The organism is Roseomonas sp. E05 (genome assembly GCF_030063475.1).
In the GTDB taxonomy this organism is placed as follows: domain Bacteria; phylum Pseudomonadota; class Alphaproteobacteria; order Acetobacterales; family Acetobacteraceae; genus Pseudoroseomonas.
On sequence record NZ_JASIRT010000003.1, the window covers coordinates 154,328 to 167,500 of the forward strand.

At 70.0% G+C, this 13,173-nt stretch carries 14 protein-coding genes; 2 read left to right on the plus strand and 12 right to left on the minus strand.

Features of this window, described 5'->3' with window-relative positions:
* Position 1: 1 nt before the first annotated feature.
* The gene (locus tag QMO56_RS05000; protein WP_283523936.1) at positions 2-1,099 is read right to left on the minus strand and encodes an ABC transporter ATP-binding protein; all 1,098 of its coding nucleotides are present in this window, start codon (positions 1,097-1,099) and stop codon (positions 2-4) included.
* Between the two features lie 176 nt (positions 1,100-1,275).
* Here QMO56_RS05000 and QMO56_RS05005 point away from each other — a divergent pair, with 176 nt between their 5' ends.
* Positions 1,276-2,277, plus strand: a complete 1,002-nt coding sequence (locus QMO56_RS05005; RefSeq protein ID WP_283523937.1) for an endonuclease/exonuclease/phosphatase family protein — start codon at positions 1,276-1,278, stop codon at positions 2,275-2,277.
* Positions 2,278-2,298: 21 nt separating this feature from the next.
* Here QMO56_RS05005 and QMO56_RS05010 read toward each other — a convergent pair whose 3' ends face one another.
* The 9 genes from QMO56_RS05010 to QMO56_RS05050 form a co-directional block, all read right to left on the minus strand.
* Positions 2,299-3,198: an MBL fold metallo-hydrolase gene (locus tag QMO56_RS05010; RefSeq protein WP_283523938.1), complete on the minus strand. Its 900-nt coding sequence runs from the start codon at positions 3,196-3,198 to the stop codon at positions 2,299-2,301.
* Positions 3,199-3,312: 114 nt separating this feature from the next.
* A complete protein-coding gene (locus QMO56_RS05015) occupies positions 3,313-4,248 on the minus strand; it encodes an SMP-30/gluconolactonase/LRE family protein (RefSeq protein ID WP_283523939.1) in 936 nt (311 codons plus the stop codon).
* 23 nt (positions 4,249-4,271) lie between these two features.
* A complete protein-coding gene (gene catC, locus QMO56_RS05020; RefSeq protein ID WP_283523940.1) occupies positions 4,272-4,547 on the minus strand; it encodes a muconolactone Delta-isomerase in 276 nt (91 codons plus the stop codon).
* A gap of 16 nt (positions 4,548-4,563) precedes the next feature.
* Positions 4,564-5,028, minus strand: coding sequence for a nuclear transport factor 2 family protein (locus QMO56_RS05025; RefSeq protein WP_283523941.1), 465 nt, complete (start codon positions 5,026-5,028; stop codon positions 4,564-4,566).
* Entirely contained in the window at positions 5,028-5,780 is a 753-nt protein-coding gene (locus tag QMO56_RS05030) for an ABC transporter ATP-binding protein (RefSeq protein ID WP_283523942.1), read from the minus strand. Before QMO56_RS05030 ends, QMO56_RS05025 begins: the two co-directional genes overlap by 1 nt.
* On the minus strand, positions 5,780-6,526 hold the full coding sequence (locus QMO56_RS05035; protein ID WP_283523943.1) for an ABC transporter ATP-binding protein: 747 nt from the start codon (positions 6,524-6,526) through the stop codon (positions 5,780-5,782). The genes QMO56_RS05030 and QMO56_RS05035 overlap by 1 nt, the downstream gene beginning before the upstream one ends.
* Positions 6,526-7,404, minus strand: a complete 879-nt coding sequence (locus tag QMO56_RS05040; protein WP_283523944.1) for a branched-chain amino acid ABC transporter permease — start codon at positions 7,402-7,404, stop codon at positions 6,526-6,528. Before QMO56_RS05040 ends, QMO56_RS05035 begins: the two co-directional genes overlap by 1 nt.
* Entirely contained in the window at positions 7,401-8,270 is an 870-nt protein-coding gene (locus QMO56_RS05045) for a branched-chain amino acid ABC transporter permease (RefSeq protein ID WP_283523945.1), read from the minus strand. The genes QMO56_RS05040 and QMO56_RS05045 overlap by 4 nt, the downstream gene beginning before the upstream one ends.
* 4 nt (positions 8,271-8,274) lie before the next feature.
* The gene (locus QMO56_RS05050) at positions 8,275-9,393 is read right to left on the minus strand and encodes an ABC transporter substrate-binding protein (protein ID WP_283523946.1); all 1,119 of its coding nucleotides are present in this window, start codon (positions 9,391-9,393) and stop codon (positions 8,275-8,277) included.
* 512 nt (positions 9,394-9,905) lie between these two features.
* On the opposite strand from QMO56_RS05050, the gene QMO56_RS05055 reads away from it, so the two are divergent.
* Entirely contained in the window at positions 9,906-10,703 is a 798-nt protein-coding gene (locus tag QMO56_RS05055) for an IclR family transcriptional regulator C-terminal domain-containing protein (RefSeq protein ID WP_283523947.1), read from the plus strand.
* A 304-nt stretch (positions 10,704-11,007) separates the two neighbouring features.
* Here QMO56_RS05055 and QMO56_RS05060 read toward each other — a convergent pair whose 3' ends face one another.
* Both QMO56_RS05060 and QMO56_RS05065 read right to left on the minus strand, forming a co-directional pair.
* Positions 11,008-12,162 carry a PQQ-dependent sugar dehydrogenase gene (locus tag QMO56_RS05060; RefSeq protein ID WP_283523948.1) on the minus strand — a complete coding sequence of 385 codons (1,155 nt, stop codon included), beginning with the start codon at positions 12,160-12,162 and terminating at the stop codon, positions 11,008-11,010.
* Between the two features lie 184 nt (positions 12,163-12,346).
* Complete coding sequence (locus tag QMO56_RS05065; protein WP_283523949.1) at positions 12,347-13,147, minus strand: enoyl-CoA hydratase; 801 nt, start codon at positions 13,145-13,147, stop codon at positions 12,347-12,349.
* Between the last annotated feature and the right edge of the window lie 26 nt (positions 13,148-13,173).

Here is a 13,173-nt window from a genome sequence, read left to right on the forward strand (position 1 = left end):
GTCAGGCATGCGCCGGCTGGCGCACGGCTTGGGGGATGCGGCGGCCGGTGGCCGCGTCGAACAGGTGGCGGCAGGGCGGCAGGCGCAGCCGCAGCGGCGTGCCCGCGGCCAGCGCGTGATGCCCGGGGATGCGCGCCTGCAGCACCTCGCCCGCCGTGCCGACGGCGCAGGCGAGCACCGTCTCGGCGCCGAGGAACTCGGCGGCGGTCACTGTCACCGGCAGGCCGGCGCCATCGGTCGGCACCACCTCCTCCGGGCGGATGCCGAGCAGCGCCCCCGCCGTGCCGGGCGGCGCCACGACATGGCCGGGCGTGCCGGCCACCGCCGCGCCGCCCTCGCCGGGCACCAGCCGCAGCAGCGACATCGGCGGCGTGCCGATGAAGCCGGCGACGAAGGTGCTGGCAGGGCGGGCATAGATCTCGGCGGGGCTGGCGTCCTGCTCGACGCAGCCCTCGCGCATCAGCACGACCTGGTCGGCCATGCTCATCGCCTCGGCCTGGTCGTGCGTCACATAGACCATGGTGAGGCCGAGCCGCTGCTGCAGGGCGCGGATCTCGCGCCGCATCTCGGCGCGCAGCTTGGCGTCGAGGTTGGAGAGCGGCTCGTCCATCAGGCAGATCGGCGCCTCGGCGACGATGGCTCGGGCCAGCGCCACGCGCTGCTGCTGGCCGCCCGAGAGCTGGCTGGGACGGCGGGCGAGCAGCGCCTCCAGCCCCAGCATCGCCGCCGCGCGGGCCAGCCGCGCCGCCCGCTCGGCGCGCGGCGTGCCCCGGGCGCGCAGGCCGAAGACGATGTTCTCCGCCACGCTGAGGTGCGGGAACAGCGCGTAGGACTGGAACACCATGGAGATGCCACGCGCCGCCGGCGGCAGCCCGGCGACGTCCCGCCCGGAGAGGCGCACCGTGCCCGCGGTGGCGCCTTCCAGCCCGGCGATCACGCGCAGCAGGGTGGACTTGCCGCAGCCGGAAGGCCCGAGCAGAACCAGGAAGGTGCCGGGTGCCGCCGAGAGCGTCACGCCAGAGAGCGCCCGCGCCGTGCCGAATTCCTTGCTGACGCCTTCGAGGCGGATGGCGTGCGGTTGCGCTGGGGCCGAGGTCATGGCGGCGCGTGCTAACGCTTCCGTGTGGAGGTCGGATGACGGTTGCGTTTCAGAACCGTGAAGCTGCGCCGTATCCGCCCATCCCGTGACATGAAAGCATTATGCAAACGCCATCCGGCTGTCAGACGGAGGGCCTAGAGCATCGCGCCTTTACGGCCGCCGACAGGGTCATCGCCATGCCTCTCCCCATCTTCCGCGACACGGTTCCCGCCATGACGCCGGTGCCGGCCTCCCGCCGCGCCGAATACGCAGCCTCGACGGGCGGCCAGGAGGTGCATGCCGAGGCGCTGGCCTCCATGCCGGCTTTCCGCGAGATCGAAACCGGCGGCACGGCGAGCGCGGCGCCGCCGTCCAGCCCGCTGCGCATCGCCGCCTGGAACCTGGAGCGCTGCCTCTTCCCGGCGGAGAGCGCCGCGCTGCTGCGGCAGGAGGGCGCCGGCCTCGTGCTGTTGAGCGAGGTGGACAATGGCTGCCACCGCACGGGCCAGCGCCACACCACGCGCGCGGTGGCGGAGGCGCTGGGCCATCGCTACGCCTTCGGCCTGGAGTTCCTGGAACTGGCCACCATGCCGGCGCCGGTGGACTTCCCCGGCAACCCGCCGGAGAACACGCTCGGCTTCCACGGCAACGCCTTCACCACCGCGCTGCCCTTCCGTGACCCCGTGCTGATCCGGCTGGACGAGGTGGCCGACTGGTTCGTGGAGCCGAAGGGCGGCCAGAAGCGCATCGGCACCCGCATGGCGCTGGCCGCCATCTTCCGGCATGAGGGGCAGGAGTTCGTCGGCTGCAGCGTGCATCTGGAGAGCCGCTCCGACTTCGAAGGGCGCAACCGCCAGATGGCGACCCTGCTGGCCGCGCTGGACGAACTCGCGGGTTCGCTGCCGGTGGTGATCGGCGGCGACCTCAACACGCATGTCGGTGCCGGGGGCTATGACGACCCGCGCGAGCTGCTTTTCGAGACGGCGCGCCGGCAGGGCTATGACTGGCGCGCGGCCAACCTCGCCTCGCCCAGCACGCGGCCGAGCCGCTGGAGCCCGGGCGCGGAGCAGCGGCAGCTCGACTGGTTCTGCACCCGCGGCTGCCATGTGAGCGACCCGCACATGGTGTCCGCCCTGGCGCCGGACGGCACCGTGCTGACCGACCATGACCTGATCAGCCTCGCCGTCCGCTTCGGCTGAAGCGGGCGCGGGCGGGCCGCGTTACAGCGCGGTCCGCCAGACCTCGGGGTAGAGGTGATAGCCGTCCACCCGGCGGGCCATGTGCGCGAAGGCGGGGAAGTGGGTGTGCATGCCGGCGATCAGCTGGCGGTCGGTGGCCACCATGTCGAAGACCCGCCGCCGCGTTTCGGCCGCCAGCGCCGGGTCCACGTCGAACTGCATGGTGACCTCGGGATGCGGCACCTGCACCTCCGGCACATGCACGATGTCGCCCCAGATCAGCAGGGATTCGTCGCCGGAGGCGATGCGGTAGCCGGTGTGCCCGGGGGTATGGCCGGGCAGGGGTACGGCGGTGACGCCGGGGAAGACCTCGCCGCCGAGGAAGGGCCGCAGCCGGTCCTGATAGGGCGCCATCTGCGCCTGTGCCACGGCGAAGTAGGGCACGCCCTGGCCACGTGCCTTGACCTGCTCAGGGGCGGCCGGGTCCTGCCAGTAGGCCAGCTCGGCCTCGTGCAGGGCCAGCTCGGCATTCGGGAAGACTGCCGCGCCGGCGGCGTCCGTCAAGGCGTTCGAGTGGTCGGGGTGCAGGTGCGTCAGCATCACCGTGTCCACCGCCGCCGGCGCCAGGCCGAGCGCGGCGAGGTTGCCGAGCAGCTTGCCGGCCGAGGCCTGCAGGTTCGGTCCGCAGCCGGTGTCGATCAGCGCCACGCGGCCGCCGGCATGGATCAGGAAGGTGTTCACCGAGGTCCGTCGCGGCGAGGGACGGAAGGCACCGATGAGCAGTTCGGCGATCTCCTCTTGCGGCAGGTTCTGCAGGATGGCGTTGGAGCCGTCGAGATGACCGTCGCTGACGGCGGTGACGACGATGTCGCCGATCCGGCGGTGATAGAGCGAGGGAACCTGGGCCTGCGGCGGCTGATGCATCGGGGATTCCTGGGACATGGAGCGCATCCTAGGGCAGAACTTCGCCCGGCGGGACCATGCCGGGCGGAGCTGCCGCGCGGGCGAAGCGACGGAGCCATCCGCGCGGCGGTGGAGGATGGCTCCGGGGGGGCGTCAGCTGTGGGCGAGGCGCAGGCCGGGCTCATCCCAGGGCAGCTCCACCAGCTTTCCGGTGGTGGACAGCGTCACATAGGCGGTGCGCAGGTCCGGGCCGCCGAAGCAGATGTTGGTCGGCATCAGATCGGGCATCGGCACCACGCGCAGGATCTCGCCCGAAGGGGCGACGGTGGTGATCTCGCCGCTCACCAGCGTGGCGACGCAGATATTGCCGGCCGCCGTCACGGCGAGGCTGTCCAGCCGGCGGAAGCCGGGGAACTGGCAGACCAGCCGTCCGCCATGCGGGCTCGGCCAGGGATGCTTGCGCAGCCTGCCCGGTCCCTCGATGTCCCAGGCCCAGAGGCGGCCGGTCTCGGTCTCGGCGGCGTAGAGCACCTTGCCGTCCGGCGAGAGGCCGATGCCGTTGGCGCCGCCGGGGACGGGCAGGGCGGCCTCGACGATGCGCGAGCCATCGGCGGCGGCCCAGAAGACCGCGCCATGGTCACGGTCGCGCGGGCGCACCTTGCCGAGGTCGGAGAACCAGAAGCCGCCCTCGTTGTCGAAGACGATGTCGTTCGGGCCGCGCAGCTTCACCCCGTCGCATTCGGTGTAGAGCGTCTCGACCGTGCCGGTCGCGAGGTCCACGCGCTGGATGCTGCCGCCGGCATAGTCCTGCGCCTGGCCATGCGGGCGCAGCAGGCCGCCGGCCTCGGTCCAGTCGAAGCCGCCGTTGTTGCAGACATAAAGCTTGCCGCGCGGCCCCATGGCCAGGCCGTTCGGCCCGCCCCCGGGGCGCGCGGCGAGGCTGCGCTGCCCGTCCGGCCCGATGCGGCTGATGACGCCGGCCGCGATCTCGACCAGCAGCACCGAGCCATCCGGCATGGCCACGGGGCCTTCCGGGAAGCGCAGCCCCTCCGCCAGAATGCGCAGCGGCGGATCGTTTGTTTCCGACATGACGTTTCCTCCTGATCCCGGCGTCAGATCGCGGAGGGATGCCGGGCCAGCGGCGTCACATGGATGTCCATGTAGGGAAAGAGCGGCAGGGAGGAGAGCAGCGCGTGCAGCTCGTCCGCGTCGGCCACGTCGATGATGGAGATGTTGGCGTACCGGCCGGCGACGCGCCAGAGATGCGGCCACTTGCCCTGGCGCTGCAACTCCTGCGCGTGCGCCTTCTCGCGTGCCTTGATATCATTGGCCTGCTCGGCCGGCATGTCGGGCGGCAGGCGGACTTCCATGCGGACGTGAAACAGCATTGCGTGGTCTTTCCTGTCAGGAAGCGGCGCGGCGACCGGGGAAGGGCCGACCGGCCCAGCCCTCGCTCAGCGGCGTCAGGAAGTAGAAGGTGATGTGGCGGGAGCGGAAGCGCCAGCGCCCGTCCACCCGCACCATCACGTCGTCGTAGTGGCCCGCGGAGACGTAGGAGACGCCGCCGGTGGCGGAGAGATATTCGAGCGAGATGCGGCCGCGTGCCGTGTCGCCCTCGATCTCCACCGTGCCATTGGTGCAGAAGTGCCAGAAGTCCTCCGTCGTCTGCGAGAACGCCTGGAAGAAGCGCAGCAGCTCGGCGCGGCCCTGCACCTCCTTCAGGCCGGAGAACAGGCCGTCCCCGGTGAAGAGGTCCACGAACTCCGGCCATTTGCGGTCGTCGAGCAGATGGCAGTAGCGTGCACGAAGCTGGCCGATCTCCAGCTCGTCCTCGATGCGGCGGAGGCGCCGCGCCAGGGCCTCATCCATCAGAACATCTCCATCAGCTTCGCATGGTCGGCCAGGTCGGCCGGCACCCCGCGGAAGATGACCTGGCCGGACTTCATCACCACCACCCGGTCGGAGACCGCGAAGGCCTCGCCGACATTCTGCTCGACCAGCAGGATCGACATGCCGAGCTGCTGCTGCAGCGCGCGGATCGGCGTCATCAGGTCCTGGAAGGTCTTGGGCGCGAGGCCGATGGAGGGCTCGTCCAGCAGCAGGATGGAGGGGCGCGAAAGCAGCGCGCGCCCGACCGAAACCATCTGCTGCTGGCCGCCGGAAAGCTGCCCGGCGCGGCGTGTCCAGAACTCGCGGATGCGCGGCAGCACCTGCAGCACCTCCTCGGTGCGCGCCTCGCCCTCCGCCTTCTCCAGCCCGGCGGACCAGAGGGCGAGGGCGAAGTTCTCCCGCACGCTGAGGCCCGGGAAGACGCCGCGTCCCTCCGGCACATAGGCCACGCCCTCGCGCGCCATGGCGTCGGGGCGCGGCTGGATCGCCTTGCCGCGCAGGTGGATGCTGCCGCCATCCGGCTGGTGCAGGCCGAAGAGCAGCTTCATCAGCGTGGACTTGCCGGCGCCGTTATGGCCGACGAGGCAGAGCACCTCGCCCTGCGGCAGGGCGAGGTCGAGGCCACTCAGCACTTCGCGCCCGCCATAGCCGGCGGTGAGGCCGCGCACCTCCAGGGCGGGCGGGGCGGCGGCGCCGGAGGCTGCCGTGCTCGCGGCGGTCAGGACAGTCATCACCGCGGCTCCCCGAAATAGATGCTGATGAGCTGCGGATTGCTCAGGATTTCCTGCGGCTCGCCCTCCGCCAGCTTGGCGCCACGGTCGAGAAAGGCGATGCGGTCCGCCAGCTCGGTGACGATGTCGAGGTTGTGCTCGATCAGGCAGATCGTCACGCCTTCCGAGACCGCCTGCCGCACCAGATTGACGAAGCGCGCGCGCGAGTTGGGGTCGAGGCCGGAGGCCGGCTCGTCGAGCAGCCAGATTCGCGCGCCGGTCGCCAGGATGCGGGCAAGGGAGAGGAATTTCCGCTCGGCATAGGCGAGGTCCATGGCGCGGGCATCGGCCTGGGCAGTGAGGCCGGTGCGCTCCAGCGCCGCCTCCACCGCCTTCTCCCGTGCCCGCCGCGCGCCGCCGCCGCCGGGCTGCCAGAGCCAGGAGGCGGGTTCCAGTGCCGCAAGCACATTGTCCCGCACGGACATGCGGCCGAACAGCCGCAGGTCCTGGAAGCTGCGGGCCACGCCGCGCCGGGCGATCTCATAGGGCCGCAGCCCGCGCACCGAGGCGCCGTCCAGCAGCACATCGCCGGAATCCGCCACGATGTTGCCGGTGATCAGGTTGAACAGTGTGGTCTTGCCGGCGCCGTTCGGCCCGACCAGGGCGGTGGTGACGCCAGGCCGCAGGTCGAGGTCCACGCGCTGCACCGCGGCGAGGCCGCCGAAATGCTTGTCCAGCCCACGGACGGAGAGAGGGATCGCGCTCATCAGCGCTGCCCCGTAGACTGCCCGGCCAGCCCGGCGGGCCGGAAAATCATCAGGAGCGCCATGGCCAGGCCGTAGATGAGCTGCTGCACGGAACCGATCTCCGTCGGCGGGATGAAGGGCAGGAAGGAGAGGCCGGCCGGCAGCAGCAGCAGCAGGAGCACGCCGACCAGCGGGCCGATCAGCGTTGCGGTGCCGCCGATGATGACCATCGCCATCACCAGGATGGACTGCTCCAAGGTGAAGCTCTCGACGTTCACGAAGGCCATGTAGAAGGCGAAGAGCACGCCGGCGACGCCGGCCATGGCGCAGCCCAGCACCACCGCGAGGGTCTTCAGCCGGGCCACGTTCTTGCCGAAGGCCTCGGCGGCGGATTCACTGTCGCGGATCGCCATCAGGCCGCGGCCGAAGCTGCCGCGCATCAGCAGGCGGATGACGAGCAGCATCAGCGCCAGCACGACGAGGCAGACCATCAGGAAGGTGGCGGGCGCCGAGATGTCGAAGCCCAGCAGCGAGGCCAGCGGGATGCCGACCAGCCCGCCATGGCCGCCGGTGACGGCATGCGCCTCGGAAAAGACCGTCACGGCCATCATCTGCAATCCTAGGCTGGCGGCGACGAAATACTCGCCGCGCACGCGCAGCGCCGGCAGCGCGAGGCAGAGCGACAGCGCCCCCGCCACCAGCCCGCCGGCGAGGCAGGCGAGCAGCAGGTCCGGCACCAGCAGCATGGCGAGCTGTGCCCCGGCATAGGCGCCGAGCCCGAAGAACACGGCATGGGCGATGCTGAAGATGCCGGCATAGCCGATCAGCAGGTTCAGGCTCGCCGCCAGGATACCGAAGATGGTCGCCAGCGTCGCGAGGTTGGTCAGATAGGCGATCATCGGGTCACCGCCTGGCCGAACAGGCCGCTGGGACGGAACAGGATGAAGGCGAAGAGGACGACGAAGCCCGCCGCGCTGCTCCATTGCGTGTCCACGGCGGAAATGACGAGGTTTTCCACCACGCCGAGCAGCAGCCCGGCCAGGGCGGCGCCGCGCAGGCTGCCGATGCCGCCCACCACCGCGGCGGCGAGGCTGATCAGCATGACCTGGGCGGAGATCGCCGGCTGAAGGCCGGAGGTGGCGGCCGTCAGCACCGCGCCGGGCACCGCCAGCGCCGAGCCGAGGCCGAAGGCGAGGGCGGAAAGCCGGCGCGAGGACAGGCCATAGGCGCGCAGCAGCTCCGGATTCTCGGAGAGGGCGCGCAGGCCGATGCCGGCCCGCGTGCGTTCCAGGAACAGCGTGACGAGGATGAAGAGCACCAACGCGACGCCGGTCGCCACCCAGAAGATGTCGGCGAGATAGAGGCCGGGCACCACGGCGCGCGCCATGGTCAGGGGGGTGTCCACCACCGCGAAGCCGCGGCCGAAGCCGATCTCGATCAGGCTCTGCACCGCGATCGTCATGCCGAAGGCGGCGACGAAGACGGTGAAGAAGGAGCCCTCATGCCGCTGGATCGGGCGGTAGATGAAGGCGTCCATCGCCAGGCCGAAACCGACGGCGATCAGCAACGCGGCAAGGCAACCCACGAACCAGGGCAGGCCCGCCTGGCTGCAGGCCAGGAAGGCGTAGCCCGCCAGAGCGAAGGTGGCGCCATGGGCGACATGGAAGATGCGGGTCGCGCCGAAGATCAGCGCGAAACCCGCCGCCGTCAGCGCGTAGATCGCCCCCGTCTGGATGCCGCTGAGCAGAAGCTGCAGGAACAGCATGACGTCATGCGATCTTCTGCGCGCGGCCGTCGTGGATCTGGTTGATCTGCATGGGCAACTCCAGCGTGCCATTATCCTGGAAGGTGCCCTCGCCGCCCACGAAGGTGAACTGGCGCACCTTCAGCAGGGTCTGAAGCAGGTTTTCGCCATTCACCGGCGTGCCCGCCTTCTCCAGCTCCTGCGCGAGCAGACCGAACAGGCGCATCGCGTTGTAGTAGTTCTGGTGATAGATCGACGGATCGGAATTGTACTTGGCGCGCCAGTCCTTCACGAAGCGCTGGGTCACCGGGTCCTGCGCCGAGGACCAGTCGGCCGCCTGGCTGGTATAGACCAGCCCCTCACTCTCCGGCAGGCTCAGGACCGAGGGAATGCTCCCGGCGGAATAGGTCAGAAGCTGCTGCCTGATGCCGTTGTCGCGCAGTTGCTTGATGATCTGCGATTGCTGCGCGCCGTAGCTGGCGAAGTACACGGCGTCCGGATTGGCGCTCCGCACCTTGGCGGCGACGGCGGCGAACTGCTGCGCGGCAGGCGGCACGCTGTAGGTGTCAACGAGTTCGCCGCCGACCCCGGGGAGGCCCTTGCGAAGCTGCTCCAGGACTGAGTTGCCCAGCGGATCGTCGACATAGATCAGCGCGACCCGCTTCAGGCTCTTCTGCTGCAGCCATGGCAGCAGTGCCTTCACTTCCTGGTTCACCAGCGGGATGACGTTCCAGAAATAGGGCGACAGTCCCGCGAGATCCGGGCCGACGCCACCGCCATTGACCATCATCACCTTGCTGCGCGTGCCGATCGGCGCAGCGGCCTTGGAGACGCCGGTGAAGCCGAGCATCACATAGGGCGCGCCATCAACGCTGGCGAGCTTCTGCATGCCCACCGCGCCGCCCTGCGGCGTGGCGAGGCTGTCCTGCGCGCGCAGGTCGATCGGCCGCTTCAGCATGCCGTCGGCCTTGATGTGCTCGAAGGCAAGCTGCACGGCGTTGGTGAAGAGCATGCCGTATTCGGCGTTGGGGCCCGACATCGGGAACAGCGTGCCGACGACATAGGGGCTGCCCTGCGCACGGAGGATGCCAGGCGCGGCGAGGCCGGCGGCGGTCGCCAGCAGGAATATGCGGCGTTGCAGCATAGTGTCTCTCTCCCAGTGGTTCGTTGTTCTTCGCTGAAGGGATAGTTGGCCCGCAGGCCCTGCGGCTTCAACGTGCGGCGGCGCTCTGGCGGCCCCGGATCAGGCCAGGGGCGGGTGCAGGCGAAGGCGCGGGAGGAATGCGGCCATCGGAGGGCCGGTTCGAACGGCGATGAGTGCCGCGAATCTCCAGAACCATCTCGTCCCTTCCCCTCGGCATTCCTTCCTCCCCGGGGGAGGCGGGCCGTTCCATTGCTTTCCGGGCGGCTTGCGCCCCGCGCGGGCTTGTCCGTCTGGCGGACAAGTGTCCGTTTCCGTGCGGCAGGGTCGAGCCGAGGTCGCTGCTCTGTCAAGCGGAAAATCCATCGCCCGCTTCCGGTGATTGCGTCTTGCCGCTGCCGATCGAGAGGCGGTAATGCCGCAACGAAGCCGTGTCCGGATGCCGGGGGAGGGAGAGTTTGCAGCCAGGACCGAAGCAGGCTTCGGCGGCGCAGGGGCGCGTTGTGGCTGCGGAGGTGTCGCAGCCGCGCGCAACGCAGGCGGATGCGGGGCGGCAGGGCCGCGAGTTCGTCAACGCGCTGGAGCGCGGCCTGGCCGTGCTCGCAACCTTCGGGCGTGGCCGCGAACGCATGACGCTGTCGCATGTGGCGCAGATGACCGGCCTCAGCCGCGGAACGGCGCGCCGGCTGCTGCTGACACTTTCCGAGCTGAACTACGTCGCCAGCGACGGCAAGCTGTTCTGGCTGACGCCGAAGGTGCTGCACCTCGGTCAGGGCTATCTCGCCTCCTTCGGCCGCGGCGAGGTGGCGACGGCAATCATCAAAGGCGTCAGCGAAAAGCTCGGCGAATCCTGCTCGATGGCGGTGCTCGACGGGCCGGACATCGTCTATGTCGCCCGCGTGGAGACGCAGCGCGTCTTCTCCTCGCGCATCGACATCGGCACGCGGTTGCCGGCGCATTGCTCATCGCTCGGGCGGGTCCTGCTCGCCGGTCTCGGTGAGGCGGATCTCGAAACCTGGATGGCCCGCCACCCGCTTCACGCCTGGACGGAAAAAACCCTGGTGGATCCGGAGAAGTTCCGCGCCCGCATCCACGAGGTGCGGCGCCTGCGCTACGCCATCATCGATGGCGAACTGGAGGTCGGCAGCCGCTCCATTGCCGTTCCGGTCCTTGACCGCAGCGACAGGACCTGCGCCGCGTTGAACATCGGCACATCGAGCGCGCGCGCCTCGCTGGAGCTGATGCGGCGCCGCTTTCTCCCTGTCCTGCGCGAGGCGGCACAGCAGATCGGCAGTGCCATCGAGGGGTGGTAGCAGTCCGCGCAACGACGTGGCAGAGGGAAATGCGGCACAACTGTGTCAGTTGGTGACGCATTTATGCTCCAATTCCTCAACCCCTTCTGCCGGGCAGCGTTAGAGCAGATCCCGTTCCGATGGCATCATCGGAACGGGTAAAGATGCTCGTCAAAACAAACGGCCAGCGCGTTTTCCGTGAGCCAGAGCGAACGGAAAACGCGCTGGCCTCCGAGCTCACGGCGATTTCCGAACGGTGAGCCTTTGGGCGGAGGAGAAGCCATGAAGTTACTGCTCACAGGCACTGGCGGCAGCGCGCCGGCCCTCAGCGCCCTGCGCCAGCCGCGGGCGTGAGGCGCAGGATCTCTCCCTGATCCTTGTCGGTGAGGGCATAGACCGCCCCGTCCGGCCCCTGCTCGACATCCCGGATGCGCTGGCCCAGGGCGATGCGGTGCTCCTGCGTGACCTTGTCGCCGTCCAGCTCCAGCCGGACGATCCCCTGCGCGGTGAGGCCGCCGATCAACAGGTTGCCCCGCCAGCCCGGAAAGGCGCCTCCGGTGTAGAAGGTCATGCCGGAAGGTGAGATCACCGGTGTCCAGTGGCGCACCGAGCCAGCGAGGTCCGGCCGCGTCGAGGGATCGGGGATGGGCTCGCCATTGTAGTGCCGGCCCCAGCTCACCACCGGCCAGCCGTAGTTGCGCCCGGCCTGCGGGATGTTCAGCTCGTCGCCACCACGCGGGCCCATCTCATGCGTCCAGAGCACGCCGGTCGCCGGGTTGATGGCCGCGCCCTGCACGTTGCGGTGCCCATAGGACCAGATCTCCGGTCGGGCATCCGAGCGGCCCACGAAGGGGTTGTCCCGGGGAATGCTGCCGTCCGGGTTGAGGCGCGCGATCTTGCCGAGGCCGCTGGAGAGATCCTGCGCCGGCTGGAACTTGAAGCGCTCGCCCATGGTGACGAAGAGCTGCCCCTGCGGCGAGAAGGCGAGCCGCGAGCCGAAATGGTTGCCGCCGCTCACCTTGGGCTCCTGCCGGAAGATGACCTCCAGCCCCTGCAACTGCGTGGCCGCCGCGTCCAGCCGCCCGCGCGCCACGGCGGTGGAGGCGGTGCCGCTCGGTCCGGGCTCGGCAAAGGAGAGGTAGATCTGGCGATTGCTGGCGAAGTCCGGGGCCAGCGCCACGTCGAGCAGTCCGCCCTGGCCCTGGGCGAAGACCTCAGGCACCCCTTGGACGGGCTCCGAGACCTGCCCTTCGCGGGTGACGACGCGCAGCCGGCCCGGCCGTTCCGTGACCAGCATGCGCCCGTCCGGCAGGAAGGCGAGACCCCAGGGATGGTCCAGGCCGCCGGCCACCACCGCCACCTGCACCGGCCCGGCCTGGGTCTGTCCCTGGCGCGGCGCCTGCGCTGCCGCGCCGCCCTGCGGCTGCGCCAAGGCCGGCGCCGACGCGGCCAGGGCTGCGAAGACGAGGGTCCATTTCATGGGCTGTCCCTTTCATGCCGCGGGGCCTGCGCGGCTCGCTGCCCCAAGCAACACGGCCGGGCGCCCTCTGGTTCCCGGCGGGTGAGAAAGGATTCGCGCCGCAACCCCGGTGGGCGGCATGGCGGAAGGGCCGGGAAAGCGGCTCCCCGGCCCCGTGGCCTTTCCCCGGCCCGTTGCGGAAGGCTCAGCGGCCCTGGAAAGCCGGCTTGCGCTTCTCGAGGAAGGCGCGGCGGCCCTCGATATAGTCCTGGCTGCCGAAGCATTCCGCCACCAGCTGGTCGCAGAGGGCGGTGTCGCGCGTTGCCTCGTCCTTCAGCGCCTCGCCGACGATGCGCTTGATCGAGGTGACGGTGAGCGGCGCATTGGCCGCGATTTCCTGCGCCATGGTGGCGACGAAGTCCTGCACCTCGCCCCGGGGCAGCACGCGGTTGACCAGCCCCATCCGCTCCGCCTCGGCGGCGGTGAAGCGGCGGGCGGTGAAGAACAGCTCCTTGGTGTAGGAGGGGCCGATCAGGCTCATCAGGCGCGAGACGCCCTTCAGCCCATAGCCCAGGCCGAGCCTGGCGGCGGGAATGCCGAAGCTCGAGTTCTCGCTGCAGATGCGGATGTCGCAGCAGGTGGCCAGCGCCACGCCGCCGCCGATGCAGTGGCCCTCGATCATGGCGATGACCGGCTTGGCCAGCCGGTAGAGTCCGCCATAGACGCGCTCGGTCTGCGCGTTGTAGGCGGCGACCGCCTCCGCCGAGGAGCGCTCGCTCTCGAATTTCGAGATGTCGGCGCCGGAGACGAAGGCCTTGCCGCCCGCGCCGGAGAGCACGATGACGCGCACCTCGGGGTCCTCGGCGAAGTCGGCCAGGATGCTTTCGGCCGCCTGCCACATCTCCATGCTGACGGCGTTGTGGCGCTCGGGGTTGTTGAAGGTCATCCAGCCGATGCCGGCGTCCTTGCGCGCCTGCATCTTGGGGGTGGTGGTGGCCAGTTCCATCGCGGTCTCCTTGACGCCGCCCGGCC

Bases quoted from the DNA above. Each gene is read 5' to 3' on its own strand.
- QMO56_RS05000 (WP_283523936.1), bottom strand. From the start codon at position 1,099: ATGACCTCGGCCCCAGCGCAACCGCACGCCATCCGCCTCGAAGGCGTC.
- QMO56_RS05005 (WP_283523937.1), top strand. From the start codon at position 1,276: ATGCCTCTCCCCATCTTCCGCGACACGGTTCCCGCCATGACGCCGGTG.
- QMO56_RS05010 (WP_283523938.1), bottom strand. From the start codon at position 3,198: ATGTCCCAGGAATCCCCGATGCATCAGCCGCCGCAGGCCCAGGTTCCC.
- QMO56_RS05015 (WP_283523939.1), bottom strand. From the start codon at position 4,248: ATGTCGGAAACAAACGATCCGCCGCTGCGCATTCTGGCGGAGGGGCTG.
- catC (WP_283523940.1), bottom strand. From the start codon at position 4,547: ATGCTGTTTCACGTCCGCATGGAAGTCCGCCTGCCGCCCGACATGCCG.
- QMO56_RS05025 (WP_283523941.1), bottom strand. From the start codon at position 5,028: ATGGATGAGGCCCTGGCGCGGCGCCTCCGCCGCATCGAGGACGAGCTG.
- QMO56_RS05030 (WP_283523942.1), bottom strand. From the start codon at position 5,780: ATGACTGTCCTGACCGCCGCGAGCACGGCAGCCTCCGGCGCCGCCGCC.
- QMO56_RS05035 (WP_283523943.1), bottom strand. From the start codon at position 6,526: ATGAGCGCGATCCCTCTCTCCGTCCGTGGGCTGGACAAGCATTTCGGC.
- QMO56_RS05040 (WP_283523944.1), bottom strand. From the start codon at position 7,404: ATGATCGCCTATCTGACCAACCTCGCGACGCTGGCGACCATCTTCGGT.
- QMO56_RS05045 (WP_283523945.1), bottom strand. From the start codon at position 8,270: ATGCTGTTCCTGCAGCTTCTGCTCAGCGGCATCCAGACGGGGGCGATC.
- QMO56_RS05050 (WP_283523946.1), bottom strand. From the start codon at position 9,393: ATGCTGCAACGCCGCATATTCCTGCTGGCGACCGCCGCCGGCCTCGCC.
- QMO56_RS05060 (WP_283523948.1), bottom strand. From the start codon at position 12,162: ATGAAATGGACCCTCGTCTTCGCAGCCCTGGCCGCGTCGGCGCCGGCC.
- QMO56_RS05065 (WP_283523949.1), bottom strand. From the start codon at position 13,147: ATGGAACTGGCCACCACCACCCCCAAGATGCAGGCGCGCAAGGACGCC.